Source organism: Chryseobacterium sp. sg2396, assembly GCF_042610505.1.
Taxonomy (GTDB): domain Bacteria; phylum Bacteroidota; class Bacteroidia; order Flavobacteriales; family Weeksellaceae; genus Chryseobacterium.
This window is the reverse complement of record NZ_JBHGAQ010000001.1, coordinates 309332-329813: the sequence shown is the minus strand read 5'-3', so window position 1 is coordinate 329813 and position 20482 is coordinate 309332. Positions and strand designations below refer to the sequence as shown.

General features: G+C 40.9%; 15 protein-coding genes. 1 reads left to right on the top strand and 14 read right to left on the bottom strand.

Annotation, left to right across the window (positions count from 1 at the left end; genetic code table 11):
- Nucleotides 1–48: 48 nt before the first annotated feature.
- The 3 genes from pheT to ACED20_RS01475 all read right to left on the bottom strand — a co-directional run bounded on the left by pheT (nt 49) and on the right by ACED20_RS01475 (nt 4526).
- Nucleotides 49–2451, bottom strand: a complete 2403-nt coding sequence (gene pheT, locus ACED20_RS01485; RefSeq protein ID WP_378103285.1) for a phenylalanine--tRNA ligase subunit beta — start codon at nt 2449–2451, stop codon at nt 49–51.
- Nucleotides 2452–2711: 260 nt separating this feature from the next.
- Complete coding sequence (gene dnaN, locus ACED20_RS01480) at nt 2712–3842, bottom strand: DNA polymerase III subunit beta (RefSeq protein ID WP_294199172.1); 1131 nt, start codon at nt 3840–3842, stop codon at nt 2712–2714.
- An 84-nt stretch (nt 3843–3926) separates the two neighbouring features.
- Nucleotides 3927–4526 carry a hypothetical protein gene (locus ACED20_RS01475; protein ID WP_294199173.1) on the bottom strand — a complete coding sequence of 200 codons (600 nt, stop codon included), beginning with the start codon at nt 4524–4526 and terminating at the stop codon, nt 3927–3929.
- 85 nt (nt 4527–4611) lie between these two features.
- Here ACED20_RS01475 and ACED20_RS01470 point away from each other — a divergent pair, with 85 nt between their 5' ends.
- Complete coding sequence (locus tag ACED20_RS01470) at nt 4612–4968, top strand: diacylglycerol kinase family protein (RefSeq protein ID WP_294199174.1); 357 nt, start codon at nt 4612–4614, stop codon at nt 4966–4968.
- 81 nt (nt 4969–5049) lie between these two features.
- Here the strand turns inward: ACED20_RS01470 and ACED20_RS01465 are convergent, their stop codons facing one another.
- The 11 genes from ACED20_RS01465 to bglX all read right to left on the bottom strand — a co-directional run bounded on the left by ACED20_RS01465 (nt 5050) and on the right by bglX (nt 20456).
- The gene (locus ACED20_RS01465; protein WP_294237036.1) at nt 5050–5667 is read right to left on the bottom strand and encodes a GDSL-type esterase/lipase family protein; all 618 of its coding nucleotides are present in this window, start codon (nt 5665–5667) and stop codon (nt 5050–5052) included.
- 17 nt (nt 5668–5684) lie between these two features.
- The gene (locus tag ACED20_RS01460; RefSeq protein WP_294237034.1) at nt 5685–6065 is read right to left on the bottom strand and encodes a ribonuclease inhibitor; all 381 of its coding nucleotides are present in this window, start codon (nt 6063–6065) and stop codon (nt 5685–5687) included.
- A gap of 324 nt (nt 6066–6389) precedes the next feature.
- Entirely contained in the window at nt 6390–7931 is a 1542-nt protein-coding gene (locus tag ACED20_RS01455; RefSeq protein WP_294316579.1) for a hypothetical protein, read from the bottom strand.
- Nucleotides 7931–8893: a hypothetical protein gene (locus ACED20_RS01450; RefSeq protein WP_294316574.1), complete on the bottom strand. Its 963-nt coding sequence runs from the start codon at nt 8891–8893 to the stop codon at nt 7931–7933. The genes ACED20_RS01455 and ACED20_RS01450 overlap by 1 nt, the downstream gene beginning before the upstream one ends.
- 13 nt (nt 8894–8906) lie before the next feature.
- Nucleotides 8907–9941 (bottom strand): hypothetical protein, encoded by a 1035-nt coding sequence (locus ACED20_RS01445; protein ID WP_294292537.1) that lies wholly within the window; start codon nt 9939–9941, stop codon nt 8907–8909.
- A gap of 168 nt (nt 9942–10109) precedes the next feature.
- Entirely contained in the window at nt 10110–13805 is a 3696-nt protein-coding gene (locus ACED20_RS01440; protein WP_378103284.1) for a phosphoribosylformylglycinamidine synthase, read from the bottom strand.
- A gap of 221 nt (nt 13806–14026) precedes the next feature.
- Nucleotides 14027–14500 carry a transposase gene (locus tag ACED20_RS01435; protein WP_294219859.1) on the bottom strand — a complete coding sequence of 158 codons (474 nt, stop codon included), beginning with the start codon at nt 14498–14500 and terminating at the stop codon, nt 14027–14029.
- 533 nt (nt 14501–15033) lie between these two features.
- Nucleotides 15034–15990: a WG repeat-containing protein gene (locus ACED20_RS01430; RefSeq protein ID WP_378103283.1), complete on the bottom strand. Its 957-nt coding sequence runs from the start codon at nt 15988–15990 to the stop codon at nt 15034–15036.
- Between the two features lie 75 nt (nt 15991–16065).
- Nucleotides 16066–17493 (bottom strand): adenylosuccinate lyase, encoded by a 1428-nt coding sequence (gene purB, locus ACED20_RS01425; protein WP_294199449.1) that lies wholly within the window; start codon nt 17491–17493, stop codon nt 16066–16068.
- Nucleotides 17494–17637: 144 nt separating this feature from the next.
- The gene (locus tag ACED20_RS01420) at nt 17638–18051 is read right to left on the bottom strand and encodes a hypothetical protein (protein ID WP_294219862.1); all 414 of its coding nucleotides are present in this window, start codon (nt 18049–18051) and stop codon (nt 17638–17640) included.
- Between the two features lie 77 nt (nt 18052–18128).
- A complete protein-coding gene (gene bglX / locus ACED20_RS01415) occupies nt 18129–20456 on the bottom strand; it encodes a beta-glucosidase BglX (protein WP_378103282.1) in 2328 nt (775 codons plus the stop codon).
- Between the last annotated feature and the right edge of the window lie 26 nt (nt 20457–20482).

The window sequence follows — 20482 nt, the reverse complement described above, 5'->3', positions numbered from 1 at the left end:
ACGGACCGAAGTCCGTTTTTAAAATATCTTGTAAAACCAATCAGAAAATTATCCTCTCAGTTCAGCGTTGAATTCTTTTTGGAAAGATTTTATCAATGAATCCATCACAGATGCAATTTCTTTTTCTTCCAGCGTTTTTTCCTCGTTCAGAAGCTCAAAGCTCATCGCGTAAGATTTTTTCCCTTCAGGAAGATTTTTGCCTTCATATACGTCAAACAGGTTAATGTTTTTAATGTAAGGTGATTTATTCTTCTTGGCCGTCTGGTAAAGATCCTGATAGTTTACATTCTTATCCAGCAGCAATGCCAGGTCTCTTCTGATCTTGTTGAATTTCGGGATGTCCTTAAATTTAAGTTCGTTTTTAGCACGCAGCTGCTGGGCAAATTCCAACTCAATCTCTGCATAGAAGCATTCCTGATCGACATCGAAATCTTTCAGCATCTGAGGGGCCACTTTTCCGATTCTTACCAAAGCTTTCCCATCAACTTCATACGCAAGCGCATCAGAGAACCTTTCGTCGGTTAAAGCCACTTCTTTATAATCCACTGCCAGTTTTTCAAGCAATACTTTTACGTAAGCTTTCAGGTTGTAGAAGCTTGTCGCAGATTTCGGCTGCAGCCAGTTTTCGGCAACTTCCCTTCCTGAAACAATGATGGCCAGCTGTTTTCTTTCTTCGTATTTTTCTCTTTTGTGGTAAATTTTTCCGAATTCAAAAAATTTGATATCCTGATTTTTCCTGTTGATGTTGTAGATCGCGTTCTGTAAAAGCCCTTCCAGCAGAGATTTTCTCATAAATGCCAGGTCGTTGCTCAACGGATTCAGCAGTTTTACGGCATCGGTTTCATCTTTTACGGAAGTCAGCGAGTTGTTCATTACCTCATTGAAGCCTAAGCTCTGTAATGTTCTTGCCCAGTTGTTTTCCAGCTCATCCTGATCCTGTGCATTCAGTTTAACCGGTGTAAAAGATATTTTTTGCGGAGCATCGATTTTATTATACCCATAGATTCTAAGGATTTCTTCAATAACATCGATTTCTCTGGTTACATCCGCCCTGTAGGCAGGAACAGAGATCTCATATCCGTTCTGGATTTCATTCAGTACCTGGATTTCGAGAGCTTTCAGAATTTCCTTTACTTTTTCCCTATGGATTTTTGTTCCCAGTATCTGCTCGATTTTTGAAAATCTGATAATCACATAATGGTCTTCGATCTTCTTCGGGTATTCTTCCAGCAATTCTCCCACTAACTTTCCTTCTGCAATGTCCTGGATCAGTTTAATTGCATGGGTAATCGCTGTTCTGGTAATATTCGGGTCTACGCCTCTTTCAAATCTGAATGAAGCATCGGTATTCAGTCCGTGGAATTTGGCCCCTTTCCGCACCGCTACCGGATTGAAGTAAGCACTTTCCAGGAATATGGTTTTTGTTTCTGCGGAAACTCCGGAATCTGCACCTCCGAAAACCCCGGCAATGCACATCGGACTGTCGTTTCCGTCTTTAATGATGATCTCGGAACCGTTCAGCGTTCTTTCCACGCCATCCAGCGTTGTGAATTTTGTTCCTTCTTGTACGATTCCCACTTTTACTTTCTTGCCGGCAATCTTATCCGCATCAAAGGCATGAAGCGGCTGTCCGTAACCATGAAGAATATAGTTGGTAATATCAACAACGTTATTGATCGGACTTAAACCAATGGCTTTCAGACGGTCTTTCAGCCATGACGGGGATTCTGCAACTTTTACATTTTCAATCACCGCTCCGATGTATCTCGGGCATAATTCCGCATCTTCCACTTCCAGTGTAAACTCGTGGGAGCCTTCATTGTTCAGCGCAACAGAAGATACTTTTTCAAATCCGGAATTCTGTTTGTTGGTTAAAAGATAGGCATGAAGGTCCCTTGCCACCCCATAATGGGACATGGCATCGGTTCTGTTCGGTGTTAATCCGATTTCTAAGACCTCATCGTTTGTCAGTTCAAAATAATCAGCGAAATTCTTTCCGATTTCATATTTTTCTTCATCCAGTACCATAATTCCTCCGTGATCGTCACTAAGGCCCAATTCGTCTTCGGCACAGATCATGCCCTGAGACACTTCTCCTCTGATCTTAGCTTCCTTTATTTCAAAAAAGTTTCCGGTTTTATCGTAGATTTTTGTTCCGACAACCGCTACGGGAACCGTCTGCCCGGCTTCCACATTCGGAGCTCCGCAAACGATGTGCAGCACCTTTCCGTTTCCTACGTCTACGGTTGTTTTTTTCAGTTTATCTGCATTCGGATGTTTTTCGCAGGTAAGAACCTTACCGACAACAACTCCTTCCAGGCTGCCTTTTATGCTTTCAAATTTTTCTATCCCTTCAACTTCCAGACCAATATCTGTAAGGAACTCACCGATTCTCTCCGTTTTTAATTCCGTTTTGATGTAGTCTTTAAGCCAGTTGTTTGATATTTTCATTGAATCTATTTTGAAAATTTATTTGAATTTTTGTACAATTTCAGTGTACGGTTTTAAGCGTACAAATGTCGTGTTTTTTTGATAAATACAGAAATTTATAACAGATTTTAAGAGTTTAATTTTTGCGTGAAATCATTTATTTGCGCCTCTCAATTCAGCTGATTTCAGCGCTATTGATTTTAAATTTTTAAAAATCCCTGTCAAGAAAAAAGAGGTTCTGAAAAATCAAAACCTCTTTCTTGTATAGTAAGCAAATACTGTTATAATCCGATTACCGGCATAGACAGCATTAGAATGCTTTCGTTGTCTTCAAGACCATCAAGAGGTTCGATAATTCCCGGCCTGTTCGGTTGTGACATTTTCATGGTAATATCATCGGATCCTAAAATCGTTAACATTTCTGTTAAAAACCTGGAACTGAATCCGATATTGATATCTTCCCCGTTGTAATCGCAAGGAATCTGCATATCCGCTTTGTTTGCATATTCCGTATCTTCTGCATGAAGGTGAAGAATGTTTGCAGACAGTTTAAACCGTACCTGATTGGTAGATTTGTTCGACATAATCGATGCCCTTTTGATGGCTCCTAACAGAAGGTTTCTGTTGATCGTAAGCACATTCGGGTTTTCCTTTGGAATGACCGCCGTATAATTAGGATATTTTCCGTCGATCAGGCGGCAGATCCATACATGTTTTCCGAAAGTAAATTTAGCCATGTTCTCATTGAATTCGATGGTAACGTCTTCGTTGGAACTTGCCAGTATATTTTTAAAGATGTTCAGCGGCTTTTTCGGCATGATAAATTCCATCGGTTCGGCATTCATCAGATCCGTTCTTTTGTATACTACAAGCCTGTGAGAATCAGTAGACACGAAATTGGTTTCGTTTTCTCCGAACTGAAACAGTACTCCCGTCATCACAGGACGCAGGGAATCGTTGCTGGTTGCGAAAAGCGTATTTGTTAACGCTTCAGACAGAACTCCTGCAGGCATAGTTACGCTTTGTGCTGCATCGAATTCAGGCAGTTCCGGATAATCGTCCGCATTGTCCAGTGCTACCGCGAAGTTGTCTTTTTCATCTAAAATCTCAAGCTGACTTCCCGTTCCTTCTGCATTGTCCTTTACCACCAGCGTAAGAGGCTGTTCCCCGTAAGTCTTGATAAAATCCTGAAAAATCTTTGCAGGTACGGCAAATTTACCCGTATCATCAGACTTCCCCTCAAGAGAAGTTATCAGCGTTGTTTCGCCGTCTGATGCCGTAATGGTAACCTGGGTTCCGTCTAATTCAAAAAGATAGTTTTCTAAAATCGGTCTCGACTGAGAGCTTGATATTACGCCACTTACAGTTTGCAAAGCCTTCTGCAGTTCTCCACTTGAAATAATAAATTTCATAGATTTAAAAATAAGTTTTTACAAATATAATAAATAGAAAACAGATTAAGAAGAAATAATCAAAGGAGTTTTTCACAAAGACCGTTAATCCATTTTCAAAGCTGAAATTATATTCAGGTTTCTGTAGTTATTTGTTGCAGCATCAAATATCTCATTCCTGTAATACCGAAAAGTTACTTTTTTCTGCAACAGCGACGCATATTCTTTAGGAAGGTCCAGACCGGACTGTATGGAGGTTATCCAGTACAGTTTAGTAAGATTACCGTCTGACGCTACGATATGAAATACGATAAACTCATCTTTCTCGATTCGGGAAACCGTTCCGCTAACCGACATTTCAGAGGACCGGACCTTTGCGCCGTTTTTTTCTTCGTGATCGACCATTTCCAGAAAAAGATCCGGACATTCTTTCAGAATCCAGGTCGCAACCAGTTTCCCCGTTTCTGAAGATTCATCACGCAGGATATCGAGGTTGTACTCTTTTTTGAGTTGCTTTGCATACGGTTCTGCAGCATTGATAATGCAGAACCCCAATTTTGTCTCAAGTATTTCGGGATCCGTATTTTCCGCTTTTAATTTCTTAAAACACTCACAGGCCGATATGGCAATTCCAGCTTTGTAATCCTGCGAAAATCCCGTAGCAAAGAGCAGAATCAGGAGTAAGGCTGACAGATTTTTTTTCATTAATTTAAATTATCCATTCCAAAGATAACAGATAAACCTCATAATCACGAAATACTTGTTTTATATTTGCAGATAATCTTTTATCATGCGCAAACCACCCTTCCATAAAAGTTTCCTGAATGCTTTCCGCGGGATTTTCATGATGGTGAAAAGCGAAAGGAATTTTCAGCTGGAGCTTGCCGCTTTTGCAGTCAACCTGTTTTTAATTTTCTATCTCAACCTTTCCATCTTAGATTCCGTATTGATTTTAATGGTTTCTTCCGGCGTACTTGCTGCGGAGATTTTCAATACGGCTATTGAGAAGATCTGCGATATTATTCAGCCGGAGTTTGATGTAAGAATCGGTTTGATCAAAGACATTGCTGCGGGAGCAGTTTTGCTGATGGCTTTCATTTCCGTTGTTACGGGCGTTCTGGTGTATTGGAAATACCTGTTTATTTAGATTTTGGTAAAGCCCGTTTCAATAATTTCATTACATATTCCCTGAATTATTTTTGTTAATTCCTTCTGAAACAAGGTCGTTTCATAGGTATTTTTCAATAATCGGAATGGCCATTTCTGCCATGATTCCATATCCTTTTTCATTGGGATGCACGCCGTCCCGGGAAAGCAGAAGTTCTTTGTCCGCTACAAATCCGGAATAGAAATCGAGGTAATTCAAATTGTATTCACCGGCAATTTCCTGAAGAATCCGGTTGTATCGTAGGATTTGCGCTGTGCTTCTCCTTTTTCCGGAAGCTACCGCAATGCCGTCGATGTTTGCAGAAACAGGCAGAATGCTGATCAGGTAAATAGCTTCAGCATAAGATTTTGCTTTTTGAACAGCTGTTATAATATTGGCTTTGAACCGTTCCGGCTCTACCGTTTGTGTACCGTTTTTTACAGCCATGTCGTTCGCTCCGTAGCCGATAAACACGATATTTCCTGCTGCAGAATTCCGGGCTTCCATTTCATGAGAGATCCTCTTTACCAAACCTTCGGTGGTTTCACCTCCAATGCCCAGGTTGTAGAGAATCAGCTCTTTGCTTCCTTCATTGTATTTTTGCAGCGCATATCTTTTCAGAATATCCACCCAGCCTCCGAATACGCCGTCGTATTCCCCATACGTAATGCTGTCTCCGAAAAACAATCCGTACTTCATCTATCTTCTATTTAAAATCAGTCCAAAAGTAAAGTAATATTTTTGTGCGATCCGATAATTTCGATTAAAATTTCAAATAAGGTCTGCCCTTTTCCGGCCATCAGTTCATCAAGTTTTTCCTTCATCAATGCAAGGTTGAACGGTTTTCCCTGACTGATCTTATTTTCGTAAAATTCTTTGGTTGCGTCTACTCCCAGATCTTCCCTTGATTTCTGAGCATTTTTCCAAATAATTTCACCCTGAAATCCATATAAAATATCATCAAAACCATCCAGTGTTCCAACTTTCCAGCCTTCATCTTTCATGAAAATTTCTGAGATTTCCTCATATAAACCTGCCAGATCAGAAAAATGACGGCCATTGATGACTGCCGTTTTCGGTATGTTTTCTTTCTTCATTTTTATTTTTGAAAGCGGTAATTTCATTTGTGACAACTCAACTATATCGAATAAAATTACAAAAAATAAATTCTCCTGTTCAATGTGAACTCCGAAAAAAGACCAGATTAACAGGCTAGACCTGTTTACAGACAGGAATGTAATACCGCAGGCTTATCCGGACAAAACCTACTTAACGATTACACCCTTTAAGGGCTTGAGACTTTCCGTTAATCAATGAGCCCCGGACAATGCCCGGGGCTCATTGATACAGCCCTTTCAGAGCTGAATGTATTCATAAGAATTTAAAATACTAAAAATAAGTTGAATAGCAACAAATTCACATTATTTAAAAATGGGTATAGACTGCAAATTGCCGATATAGATTGTATCGTCATTTTCAATCTTAAAGCTCAATTTATTTTTTTGAAAAAGCAACTTGGAGTAATTGGCTTTCTGATCTTTATAATATTCCTGTATACTTTTGGGATTGGCTTTAAAAACAAAGCGGGTTACACTGTCAATTTTCAGATTTGGAGTTAATTTTTGGTTCATTTCGTTTTTAATCTGAAGATCAACCTCTGCATTGGGTTCCGGTCGGAGTAATGGAATTGTATCTTTCACCGGTTTTTCTACTGCTGGTTCAGGTTGTAGTGTACTGTTGACCTGCATCATATTGTTGTCCGGGACCTTTTTTTCCTCCGTCTCCAGGTAAAACCAGACGAAGCCTGAGATGGCCGCCGCCAGCAAAACGGAGAGCACTACGGTTGCTATCCTGTAGATATTTGGCCGATCCGAACTATCTTCTCTTTCCCGGGAATGGCTATAAATATGATTTCCGGACTGTTTAAAAGGTTCGGGCCTGTGGGCCGGTCTCATTTCGGAAATTATTCCCAGATCGGGTATTTTTAAATCTCTGATATTTTCAGTGAAGATGTTTTTGTTTTCCCTGTATGATTGCCTGATGCCATTTAAAGCTGAAGCATCGGCTGTCTTTAATCGGGTTAAATGTTCATCGATTTTCCCGGAAAATGTCTGGTAAACATCATTGATCCTGGCCAGATTTTTTTCTGACTCCGCTATTTTCCCAGCGTTTACCGCATGCAGCTCTTTATTTTTCTCTATTTTAGACTTACAATCCTCGTAAGTCTGTTTTTTGGCATCTTCCAGCCTTGATTTTTCTCTTTCAAAATCGGCAATGATCTCCTGAATTTTCCGTTTTCTCTCTTCAGCCAGCTTCTGAATCTCATTTTCAAACCCGTCTTTCTCTACAAACCGGAAAATACTTTTCTGATGAACGAATTTTACAATATCCTGGCTTGCCGTGAAATAAATCGTATCGTAAACGTTCAGCAAATCGAGAGATTTTATGAACATGGTCTGCAATACGGAAGGATTGGTTTCGCAGTAGACCATTAACTGTTTGCCAGTCATTTCGGCGGAATCCAGTGCATTTATTTTCTTCAGGTTAAATTTAATTTTATCAAAGTCGGTGAGTTTACTCACTGAAAAAAGATCCGAATGATTGACGGAAAGTGTATCTTTCTCAACATTTTTACCAATCAGGTTTTTATGAAATTCGTTCAGGCACCGGATGGTAATGTTCTCTTCTGCAATTTCATCAATAAACAGGATAGCAGATCCTATAAAAGACCCTTCCCTGGCTGAAGTCGGTTCCTTTGCATAAGTATATACGGCATACGAGACCATGAAAGCCCCGTCTTTATATTCTTTCCGGATCGAATATAACGTACTTTCCGGATAGACGAGGATGGGACCTCTGATGTCAAATGTTTTCACGGAAACCGGATTTCCTGCAAAAAAAGTCTGGGTAAATCCATTGGGATTCCCGAACGTTCCGAAGGCGATTAGATTAACACTGCTCATCAATGGGTAAAACTAAATTTTATACGTTCCCAGAAAGTTCCTTCATAAGAAAGCGGATAACCTGTTATGCTTTCATAGAGCCACTCCGACAGTCTCTGGGCTCTGTCCAGATTCAGTAAGGTTACCCGGTTGGTATCTTCATTCAGCTCACCTACGGTATAAAAAGTTTTGGCCAGGCTGTACGTATCCATTGCTGTGGAAGTCATCGGAAGTCTTTCCCTGATAAAATCATCCAGCTGCGCAGAATCCTCCACCTCTGCCCTGCCGGATTTATCCCATTTCGAAATCACCAGGATGATGTTTACGGATCTTAATCTCTTCTCATATTTTTCAAGTTTATTCAAAAAAGTATTGATCAGGATATCATCTTTATGCGCATTTTCGTAGCTGGTTACAAGAATGAAAGTAAGCGGCAGGTTGGCTGAAAGATAGGTTTCTATACTGCTGTGATAATTTCCTCCCCGCCTGATTTCGTTATGATTTTCTCCCGAAGTTTCTAAAAACGTAAGATTAACGGGGGTTACTTTTTTTGATTTATTGTTGGGCTCAAAAACCAGGTCCAGTCTTGTCACCTGATCCTTGACGGTTCCCGCCGGTAAAATACCTTTGCTTATATTATCGAAAAAATCATACAGTAAACTTTCCGCTTCAGCCGTATTGGGCGTACCTATTTTCGGTCTTATAACCCCTGCTGTTGACCGCAGGTAGTAAAGCATGGTTGCCAGGATCACCGATTTCCCTGAAGATGCCGTTCCGAAAAAAAACACAAAATTGCTGTCTTTGTTTTTAATTTCCGACACACTTCCTTTTGCAATGGGTACAAAATTATCATCGATGACCTCTTTTTTATCATCTAATGAAAGAGGCTTTAATGCATCGTCATCATCCAGAGTGAGAGGCTTAAGGTCTTCAGTGGCTGTATTGAAAGACAACGGTTTCAAAGGTTCATTATTCCAATCCATATTCTGCTGTTTATTAGATTATTGTTTTTCCGCTGCGCTTGCTGTTAAAAATACTTTCATTGCTCCGGCCTGTATTCCGGTTGTTCTCGGTCGGCATCAAAAGGATGATGAGCATAATTCCAAAATCCAGTAAAATACATCCTGCCAAAACCACCAGCTGAAACATTCCGAAATTTTTAATGGCATGACTGAAAGCGTAACCGATTTTCCCAACTTCCTGGGTTTCCGAATGTGCGGGTTCAAACTTCAGCTTGTCTCTTCCGAGAATAGATTCTGCCCGACTTCCTAATCGGTTATATTCTGTCAGAGATTTGTCGATCTGCCCCTGCGCCATTATATTTATTGCATCAGGCGGCGATTGTAACAAATTCTGGATCTCTTTGTTCCATCGTAAAGAAGCGTCATTGATGTCGCTCATCAGATTTTTCTCTTCAGGAGTCAGGTTATATACCATCTGAACAATCTGTTCTTCCATCCGGTCTGCCAGGTCGGCGTATCCTTCCGGAGTTTCGCTGGTCGGTGTAAGCGGAGTTACCTTCTTGCCGATCATTTTTTCAATTCTTGCAAGGATCTGTCTTGCTTCCGGGCCGATCCCGACATTTTTGGGATCATTGATCTGAATTTTCAACAGGTTCAGTTCGCTTCGGATGGCCTGCCGTATTTTGGCATCCGGTACCGAATAGTTTAGCTTGGATTCGACATCGGTTTCCAGCCTGGTAAATTTTTCGTTGACGTCCCTCAGTTCGGTGGTGTAAATATCGGTTTTCATAAACCGGGTGTACAGGGCATTAAAATTGGCTACGAAGCAGAAGATGGCAAAGAAGAAATAGATCCAACCGAGAGATGATGCAGATCCTCCTGTAGTTTTAGCACGCCTGATCTGCCAGAGAAGAAAAAGAAGGATCAGGGAAAGCACAAGAGCAACAATGAAAGAACTTCCTCCGAAGATCTGCTGTAAACCCATCCAGGTCTGATAAAAACTGACGCCAATGAGCATAACCGCTAAAATGCCGAGAAACAGGTCGGTTACCGTAACTTTTGTATTCATAGTTAAAAGTTGTATTGTTTTAGATTCTTATTTAGGACGGCAAGGTATTGCGGTTTTCAGCATTTTGATTACGGTTTTCCGTAATACGGGGAAAAATTTTAAGGTAGAAGCAAAGAAAAATGCCTCTGTTGAAGAACAAAGGCATTTTACATTATTTTATTTAATTATCTACTTGAAGTATTCCACTCCATTTTTGAAGATGTTGTGGTAATTCGCAGTTGGGATGTTTTTCATCAATCCTTCGGCGAAACGTTCCGGGTGCCCCATTCTTCCGAAGATTTTACCGCAGTTGCTGGTAATTCCCTCGATTCCGAATAAGGAATTGTTTGGGTTGAACGGCATTCCGTGGGCAATGTTTCCTTCCAGATCCAGGTATTGCGTGGCAATCTGCCCGTTTTCATACAGCTTCCGGATTTCAGCTTCCGAGGCCATGAAACGACCTTCTCCGTGGGAAATAGGGATGGTGAATACCTGATCCTTCATTCCTTTTAACCAAGGAGATTCATCGTTAACTACTTTTACGTTCACCATCTGGGAAATATGCCTTCTGATGGCATTATGGGCTAAGGTTGCGGAATTTTCATCCAGATCCTTAATTCTTCCGTATGGTAATAATCCTGATTTGATGAGTGCCTGAAATCCGTTACAGATCCCGATGATCATCCCGTCTCGGTCTAATAATTCATGAACTGCATTTCTCATCTTTTCGTTTTTCAGAACGTTTACGATGAATTTGGCAGAACCGTCCGGCTCGTCACCGGCAGAGAATCCTCCTGAAAAAGCTAAAATCTGGGAAGAAGCGATCTCTTTTACCCAGGCATCAATGCTTTCTTCCAGCAATTGGTGATTGATGTTGATCAACGGTAAACTGCTGGTCACAGCACCTTCTTTCGCAAAAGCATTCAGCGTATCATATTCACAGTTGGTTCCCGGGAATACCGGCGCAAATACTTTCGGCTGGGCAATTCCGTGTTTTTTGATGATGATATTTCTAGGGTTTACCGAATTTAATTTTTCGTCCAGTTCCACCGTCAGTTTTTCTTTTTCAACCGTTGGGAAAAGGTTTTCAAAAGTTCCGGTATAAGCGGATTCAAGATCTGAAATACGGAATTTGGAATTGTTGATGTTCAGCACCTGTTCTTCCACTACTTTCCCTATTAACTGAAGCGCTGTTGAGCTTAATTCTTCCGAAGATTCGATGATTAAGCTTCCGATGTTTTTAGATAACAGCACTGCTTCATCAACCTTAATCTCAGCCCCTAATCGGTTTCCGAAACTCATTTTCGCTAAGGCAATGGCTACTCCACCTTCTTTTACCGTTTTTACGGAAACAATTTTCCCGGCCTTGATGTTTTCAAAGATCAGTTCGAAAACAGCTTTCAAGGCATTGTAATCCGGCAGTCCGCTTTCCTGGGCGGTATGGTTGAAGAAATAGATTTTATTTCCGGCTTTTTTAAATTCGGGAGAGATGATATTTTTCTTTTCTCCGTTCGCGCAGGCAAATGAAATCAGGGTTGGCGGCACATTCAGGTCCTGGTAGGTTCCGCTCATTGAGTCTTTTCCTCCGATCGCAGCCAGACCAAGGTTCATCTGGGCATCGTAAGCTCCCAATAATGAAGCCAAAGGTTTACCCCATTTTTCAGGATTCTGTCCCAGCTTTTCAAAATATTCCTGGAAACTTAGTCTGATATTTTTATAATCACCACCCATCGCTACGATTTTCGCCACACTTTCCACGACGGCGTAAGAAGCTCCCAGCAATGAATTCTGCTTGGAAATCTCCGCATCGAATCCCCAGCTTGCCAGAGAAACGGTTTCAATATTTTTTGCTCCGATGATTGGCAGCGTCTGCACACTTCCTTCCATTAAAGTCTGCTGGTATTTTCCACCCAAAGGCATGGCAACGGTTGTCGCTCCGATGGATGAGTCGAACATTTCCAGCAATCCTTTTTGGGAAGCTACATTTTTATCACTTAACATTTTCAGGAAATTCTCTTCGCTGAAAACAGGTGTTTCTTCTTTTACTTCATTCAGATGGGTAATTTTCACTTCCTGGCTTTTTGAGCAGCCGTTCGTATCTAAAAACGCTCTTGAAAGGTCTACGATTTTGTCCCCTTTCCAGAACATCTGCATTCTTCCGGAATCGGTTACTTTTGCCACTTCTACGGCAACAATATTTTCCGCTTCACAGAATGTGATGAACTGTTCTTTATCTTTCGGATCTACCACAACCGCCATTCTTTCCTGAGATTCGGAAATGGCCAGTTCGGTTCCGTTTAATCCCTCATATTTCAAAGGCAACACATCCAGATTGACTTCCAGTGAATCGGCAATTTCACCGATGGCCACCGAAACGCCTCCTGCTCCGAAGTCATTTGATTTTTTAATCAGCCTCGTCACTTCAGGATTTCTGAACAGCCTCTGGATTTTACGTTCTTCCACCGCATTTCCTTTCTGAACCTCAGAACTCATGGTGTGTATTGAAGTTTCGTCCTGCTCTTTTGAACTTCCGCTCGCACCTCCAACGCCATCACGGCCCGTTGCGCCTCCAAGGATAATTACTGAATCTCCGGCTTCCGGCTTCTCTCTTCTTACCCAATCTACAGGAACGGCCCCGGTTACGAAACCGACTTCCATTCTTTTGGCCTTATAGCCTTCGTCATAAATTTCAGAAACCATGGTGGTTGCCAAACCGATCTGGTTTCCATATGAAGAATATCCGTTAGCCGCCTGTTTGGTAATGGTTTTCTGAGGCAGTTTTCCCGGCAAGGTCTGATCCACCGGTTCAAGAACATCTGCCGCACCGGTTAACCTCATCGCCTGGAACACGAAAGAACGTCCGGATAAAGGATCCCTAATCGCTCCACCCAGACACGTTGAAGCCCCTCCAAACGGTTCGATTTCCGTTGGGTGGTTATGGGTCTCATTTTTGAATAATAAATACCACGGTTCTTTCTTTCCGTCGTATTCCGCTTCGATCTGAATGGTGCAGGCATTGATTTCATCGGAAACCACCAGGTTTTCCAGGTTGCCTGTTTTATGGAAATAGCGGGCGCAAACAGTAGCCAGATCCATTAAGGAAATCGGTTTCAACTCTCGGCCCAAGAATTTTCTTTTTTCGATATAGTCGTTGAAGATCGTTTCCAGCGTATGCCTGAACTGCCCTTCAAATTCAATATTTGACAGTTCCGTCTCGAAAGTCGTGTGACGGCAGTGGTCGCTCCAATAGGTATCGAGTACTTTCAATTCGGTTTCCGTAGGGTTGCGCTGTTCAGATTTGAAGTATTCCTGAATGAATTTCAGATCATCAAGGCCTAAAGCAAACCCGTGGCTGTTATAAAAACTTTCCAGTTGCGCATCGTCAAAACTGATGAAATTTTCGTGGATAATTACTTTTGACGGTGCTTCTTCCGCAGGAATATCCAGAATAGACAAATCTTTTTCCTGAGATTCCACTTTGTTGATCAGCAGGTCTTTGATCTTTGCGAGATCCGGTTCTGAAACGCCTTCAAATTCGATAAGTTTTCCGCTTCTCACTTTGGATTTCTCATTCTCCGTGAGCAAAGCGATACACTGCTGGGCGGAATCGGCACGCTGGTCGTACTGGCCCGGCAAAAACTCCATGGCGAAAAAGATTCCCTCCGCCGGATTTTCCTCGTGCAGAATATCCGTTACCGGATCCACAAAGGTACTGTTGACTGTTTTTTCAAATTCTCCATCGTTCAGTCCGAAGATGTCGTACACATTGTAGACTTTTACTTTCTGTACGGCAGGAACCACCGCTTTTACTTCATCAAAAATTTTTGGACTTTCCACATCGAAAATTCCTCTTTTTTCTACGAAAATTCTTTTGTTTTGAGACATTAGATGTCAGTTTTTATTTAGATTTATTTTTATTTCGTTTTTATATCCGGCATTTGCCATTTTTGCGTTTACAAAGATAGCATTCCTACGGGATGCATGTCCTATCCGGTGCTATATTTCTACACAGATTTCATTCCTAAGGAATAAATAATATCCATGATCCGGGGGAATCATATCTGTGTAGCTAATGTACCTATAACCACAGGCATTCCGGAGGAATGCTATCTTTCTCCATCATAAAATTCAAAAAGGTATTCGTTCCTAAATTCAATTTCAAAAGCATCTAACATTTCCAAATATTCTTCTCTAAAGCTTTTCTTTGAATGGTGCTTTTCTTGGTTTAAAATATAATTCACCACTTTATCTTTCTGGCTTTTAGCATAGGAAAAGGCACCGTATCCTTCCTGCCATAAAAATTTCCCTAAACATAATCTTCTTTCATTAATAAAATTCGTTGATTCTATTTTAACGGTCTTCATTAGTTCCGGAATGGTGATCTGTAGATTTTTATAGCTGAAAAAAATATGGATGTGATCCGGATTGGCATAAATGGCCAATACTTTCTGTTTTTTAGCTGTAAAAATTCCACAAATGTATTTTTCTATTTCATTACGGACATTAGATATTATCTTAATGTCACGGCCTTTTGTAGCAAAGACAACCTGGAGGTAAATCTGTGTATAGGTATTGGGCATATGTATTCATTTTTCATCATCATACAAAGATAGCATTCCTACGGAATGCAGATGTACTATTTACAATCTTGCTACACAGATTTCATTCCTACGGAATGATTATCAAAATAAATAAGTGTCCTGAATTGTCACATCGGCGATGCGAAAATCTAAAGCAACAACATCTCATTTTTTATCATTATTATTTTTGCAGTTCTATTTTCTACACAGATTTCATTCCTACGGAATGAATAAGGTCTATCTTAAATGTCACGGATGTTCAAAATATTTTAGACGCATATTTTAATTATCTTTATGTTATAACCTGCATGATTCCAGAGGAATCATATCTGTGTAGCTTGTACCCACTATCACAACAGGCATTCCGGAGGAATGCTATCTCTCGATCCATCATATCATTATTTCTACACAAATTATATTGTACTAAATGGACAAATACTTCTCTTTAATAAATTTATTTCTGCTTGCTTATAAACTTCAATAATGACTCCGTTTCAATTTTCCGGACATTGCCTGGAAAATTTGATATTTTATTAATCACTCAATTTATTCGGGGCATCCGGATGTTTTTTCTGAAATGCTTCAGCCTGATTCCGTTGTTCTTTAAGCCATGTTTCAAAAGGAATTTTTTCATCATCAAATTCAAGGGCAAAAACTTTCCGGCCGTCTTCTGAAACCAAAAATTTTAAACCGGCTAATCCGGCTGCCGATTTACTGTCATCATAGGCATTCACCTGATAAAATGGGAAATTTTCTTTCGGACGTTCAACGATTTCGAAATACAGTTTTTTATTTTCCCCAGACAGTTTTTTATAATGATTGACGTAATAGATGTCCGAAAGCTTTTGATTCTGTTTTTCAAAGAACTGAAGAACTTCTTTTTCCTTTTGGGTATAAGAAAAAGGATACGGATAATATTTTCCATTTACTTCCACCGTATTTACTGACTTTGCCACCGGCTGAACATGCTGGCCTTTAAAATTCATAACTCCCCAGGTTCCGCCTACGATGGCTTTATGCTCATCTTCCGTTTTTTCCCAGTCGCAGCCATCGCAATAAGCGGCATAACCGTAATGAAAGGGTGATACAAAATCGTTTTTGGCTTCAATGATCACTTTGCCGTTTCTGTCGGCAAAACCAACTTTTCCGTTTTTTACGAAACGTCTCAGACCTTCAGAGAAATAATCGGCTCCGTTATCATACGCAAAAGGCCTGTACAGGAAATTCCCTTTTCGGTCATACACATAACCCCAAGCATTTTTTTCCTCATCATCTTCTCTGTACCCGTCAATGAAGATGGTTTCCCCTTTTACCGGCTCACCGTCTTTCAGAAAGGAAAATACTTCAAACTGCGCCGGAACGATGATTTTACCCTCCGAATTTTTAACCCCTGCTAAAGAATCTTTGGTTTTAAAATACATTAAAACTTCCTTTTCCTGAGAAAAAGAAAGCATGGGTATTAATAAAATGGCTCCGAAAATTTCCTTCATGCTCTGAGGCGGATAATCATTAAACTTGAAACTTTGACAAAGTAAATATGCAGCCCAAAAGGACTGCATACGGTGTTATACTTTAAGATCAGCTTCGAGTCCGATCAGGTCTTTATTCTGATCGATAATCGGCTGTACTTCGTTTTTGATGAATTCTTCGGTCTGGATCGGTGCAAAACCGATAAAGTTCTTAGGATCCAGCACTTCCTTAAGTTTCGACTTATCCAGTTTTAACGAATCGTCGTTCAGGATTCTTTCGATCAGGTCGTTTTCCTTTCCTTCTACTTTCACCTGCTTGGAGGCTTCCATGGAATGAACCCTGATGACTTCGTGGATTTCCTGACGGTCACCGCCGGCTTTTACTTCTTCCATGATAATGTATTCGGTTGCCATGAAAGGAAGTTCATCCATGATATGTTTGTTGATCCTGTTCGGATAAACGACAATTCCATTCATGATGTTGTTCCAGATCAATAAGATCGCGTCCACGGCTAAAAAGGCCTGAGGAATCGTCAATCTTTTGTTTGCTGAATCATCCAGCGTTCTTTCAAACCATTGGGTTGAGGCTACCATCGCAGAACTTGTCGTTAATGACATGACATATTTCGCCAACGCACCGATTCTTTCACTTCTCATCGGATTACGTTTGTATGCCATAGCGGATGAACCGATCTGGTTTTTCTCAAATGGTTCTTCAATTTCTTTCAAATTTTGAAGCAAACGTAAATCGTTGGTAAATTTATGAGCTGATTGTGCAATATTTCCCAATAAAGCTACTACTTTCGCATCGATTTTACGGTCATACGTCTGTCCGGATACCCCGAATACTTTTTCAAAACCGAATCTTTTGGATAGTTCTTTATCTAAATGTTTTACTTTAGAATAATCACCATTGAAAAGCTCAAGGAAACTTGCAGCTGTTCCTGTTGTTCCTTTCACTCCTCTGAATCTTAATGTTTCCAGGAAGAAATCCAGCTCTTCAATATCCAGCACCAGACTCTGTAACCAAAGCGTGGCTCTTTTTCCTACGGTAGTCAGCTGAGCCGGCTGGAAATGGGTAAATCCTAAGGTCGGAAGATCTTTGTATTCAATAGCGAAATCCGCTAAGTTTTTGATGACATTTACTAATTTTTTCTTCAGGATTAATAATCCGTCACGAATCTGGATGAGGTCTGTATTATCGCCTACAAAAGCGGAAGTTGCTCCCAGGTGAATGATTCCTTTAGCTGAAGGCGCCACATCTCCATAGGTATGAACATGTGCCATTACATCATGACGGAACTTCTTTTCGTACTCTGCTGCTTTATCGTAATCAATATTTTCAGCATTGGCTTTCAGTTCCGCGATCTGCTCGTCGGTGATGTCAAGACCTAAATCTTTTTCGATTTCGGCAAGCGCGATCCAAAGTTTTCTCCAGGTGCGGAATTTATTGTTATGTGAGAAGTTAAATAACATTTCTTCACTGGAGTAGCGCTCTTCCAATGGATTTTTGTAGGAATTCATTCTTTCTTTTACTTTTAGGTATGCAAAAATAAGATTTTTCGGCGAGAGATGAAAATCGTTCGCGATTGAGTCGTATTATAAAAATAGTTAACAGATGAGAATTAAATGATAAAAAGCCACTCTTGCGAATGGCTTTGTGTTTCGTTATTGATAAATTACTACATCATTTTTCTTAATCTGGTAGCCTTTTTTCCGATAAGGAACCAGGACATAAGCGTCTTTTATGGCTTTACCGCTCTTCCAGATCTTGCTTTTTCCCTGTCTTTCAAGGATAATGCTTTTCGCAGCGCCATCCGGAATAAAAATTTCTGCTTTTTTCATGTTTTTGCTGAAAATAACCGCTGTCATCGTGGAATAGCTTTTGTCGCCATCTACTTCTTTAAGCTTGATTTTCTGTTCAAAAACGCGTACACATTCGTTTTTTATCTGGGAGTACGTATAGCCCGCAGAGCCAATACATCCATGAATATCACGGTCATTTCCTACAACCGTTGGATTTTTCTGAGCAAGCATTAAAGATGCAAGGAATAATAAACTAAATAAGATTGTTTTTTTCATGTGTATGTTTTTAAATTTCTACGGTTTTATTACACTAAATATACAAAAAAAGTCACTCGATTTGAGTGACTTAAGAATTATTTTGTCCAGTTGATTTTTGAATGTTTCACATCAGAAGAACTGGTTCCGATCATGATATCGAATTCTCCCGGTTCCCAATCGTATTTCAGATCGCCATTGTAGAACTTCAGGTTTTCCGGTGTAATGGTGAAGGTTACTTTTCTGGATTCTCCTTTTTTCAACATGATTTTCTGGAATCCTTTCAGTTCTTTCACCGGTCTGGTAATACTGCCTACCATATCCCTTATGTACAGCTGAACGACTTCCGCTCCATCGTAATTTCCGGAATTCGTCACCGTTACGGAAGCCTGGACCGCCTGGTTTCCTTTAGGATTGGCGTTTGAAACCGTAATATCGGAATAATCGAACTTCGTGTAGCTCAATCCGTATCCGAAAGGATAAAGCGGCGTATTGCATTCATCCATATAATTGGAACGGAATCTCTGGAATTCACATTTATCAACCAGTTTCTGATCCAGCGGGCGGCCGGTATTTTTTTCATTATAATAGATCGGCACCTGTCCTAAACTTCTCGGGAAGGTCATCGGCAGTTTTCCGGATGGGTTTACTTTTCCGAAAAGAACGTCGGAAATCGCGTTTCCTGCTTCAGAACCTGCAAACCATACGTTAAGGATCGCATCAGGCGTATCTTTAATATTGGTTAAGGCTAAAGGACGACCTGTAAACAACACTACGGCTATCGGTTTTCCCGTTTTTTTCAGCTCATTCAACAAATCAACCTGAGACTGCGGAATGGTAATTTCGGTTCTTGAAGAAGACTCCCCGCTCATTTCGGCTGATTCACCGATCGCCAGCACGATAACATCTGCTTTATTCGCTATATCAACGGCTTCTTTTAACAAAACTTCTTTCGGACGGTTATCCCTGTCTGTTTTTTTTCCGTGAGCTGCGTAAATATCCTCTAATTTCGCATCATAATCGAGATTGGCACCTTTTGCAGAAAGGAATTTCACTTCTTTCCCGAAATTTTCCTGCAGTCCCTGCATTAAGTTAACCGAACGATCTGCTTTTGCCGCTACACTCCATGTTCCCGCCATATTCAGGGAATTGTTTACCAATGGTCCGATTACCGCTACGGTTCCTGATTTTTTCAAAGGAAGCACCTGGTTTTCGTTTTTCATCAATACCATCGATTGTGCTGCCGTGCTTCTGGCAATGTTACGGTTTTCCATGCTGTAGACTTCTTTTGCTGCCAGCTTTGCATCCCCGTATTTGTAAGGATCGGTGAACAATCCAAGATCGTATTTGGCCTCCAGAATTCTTCGTGCCGCCATGTCGATTTCCGCCTGAGTAACTTTTCCTTCCGCCAGGGATTTTTTAAGGGTCGTTAAAAATCCTTCCCCAACCATATCCATATCAATACCTGCTCTTAAAGCCAATGCAGAAACCTGCTGCAGATCACCCATTCCGTGGTCAACCATTTCGTTGATCCCGGTATAATCGGTCACCACAAAACCTTTGAATTTCCACTGGTTTCTCAAAACTTCGGTCTGAAGCCATCTGTTGCCGGTTGCCGGCACGCCATCTACTTCATTGAAAGAAGCCATTACGGAAGCTACCCCTGCATCCACAGCCGCTTTATATGGTGGAAAATATTCGTTATACATTCTTACATGGCTCATGTCTACGGTATTGTAATCACGTCCGGCTTCCCCCGCTCCATACAATGCATAGTGTTTAACACAGGCTAAAATGGTATTTCCTATGGATAAATCTTTGCCCTGATACCCATACACCATGTTTTTGGCGATTTCACTTCCCAGATACGGATCCTCACCGGAGCCTTCGGAAACCCTTCCCCATCTCGGTTCGCGGGAAATATCCACCATAGGCGAGAAAGTCCAGTTGATTCCATCGGAAGATGCTTCTTTTGCCGCTACCCTTGCCGACTGCTGGATCAGATTCATGTCCCATGAAGCAGCCAATCCCAAAGGAATCGGAAAGGTAGTTTCGTATCCGTGGATGACATCCATCCCAAAGATCAAAGGAATTTTAAGACGGCTGTTTTCCACCGCTACTTTCTGTACGGCTCTGATTTTATCAGCCCCTTTTATGTTGAACAGTCCCCCGACTAATCCCTGCTCTACTTTTTTACCGATGTCCGAGCTTTTTGCCAGTCCGGTGGTAAAATCTCCTGAACTGGGTAAGTTCAGCTGTCCGATTTTTTCATCCAGCGTCATTTTCGCCAGCAGGCTTTCAACGAAGGCTTTCTTTTTTGCCTGGTATTGGGCTGTCTGATACGCCTGTACAGGCTTCGTTACCATTTCCTGTGCCGAAAACATGGGAGCCAGCGCCAGGGTGGCAATTACAATTAACTTTTTCATTGCTCTATCTTCTTTAATTATAGTTT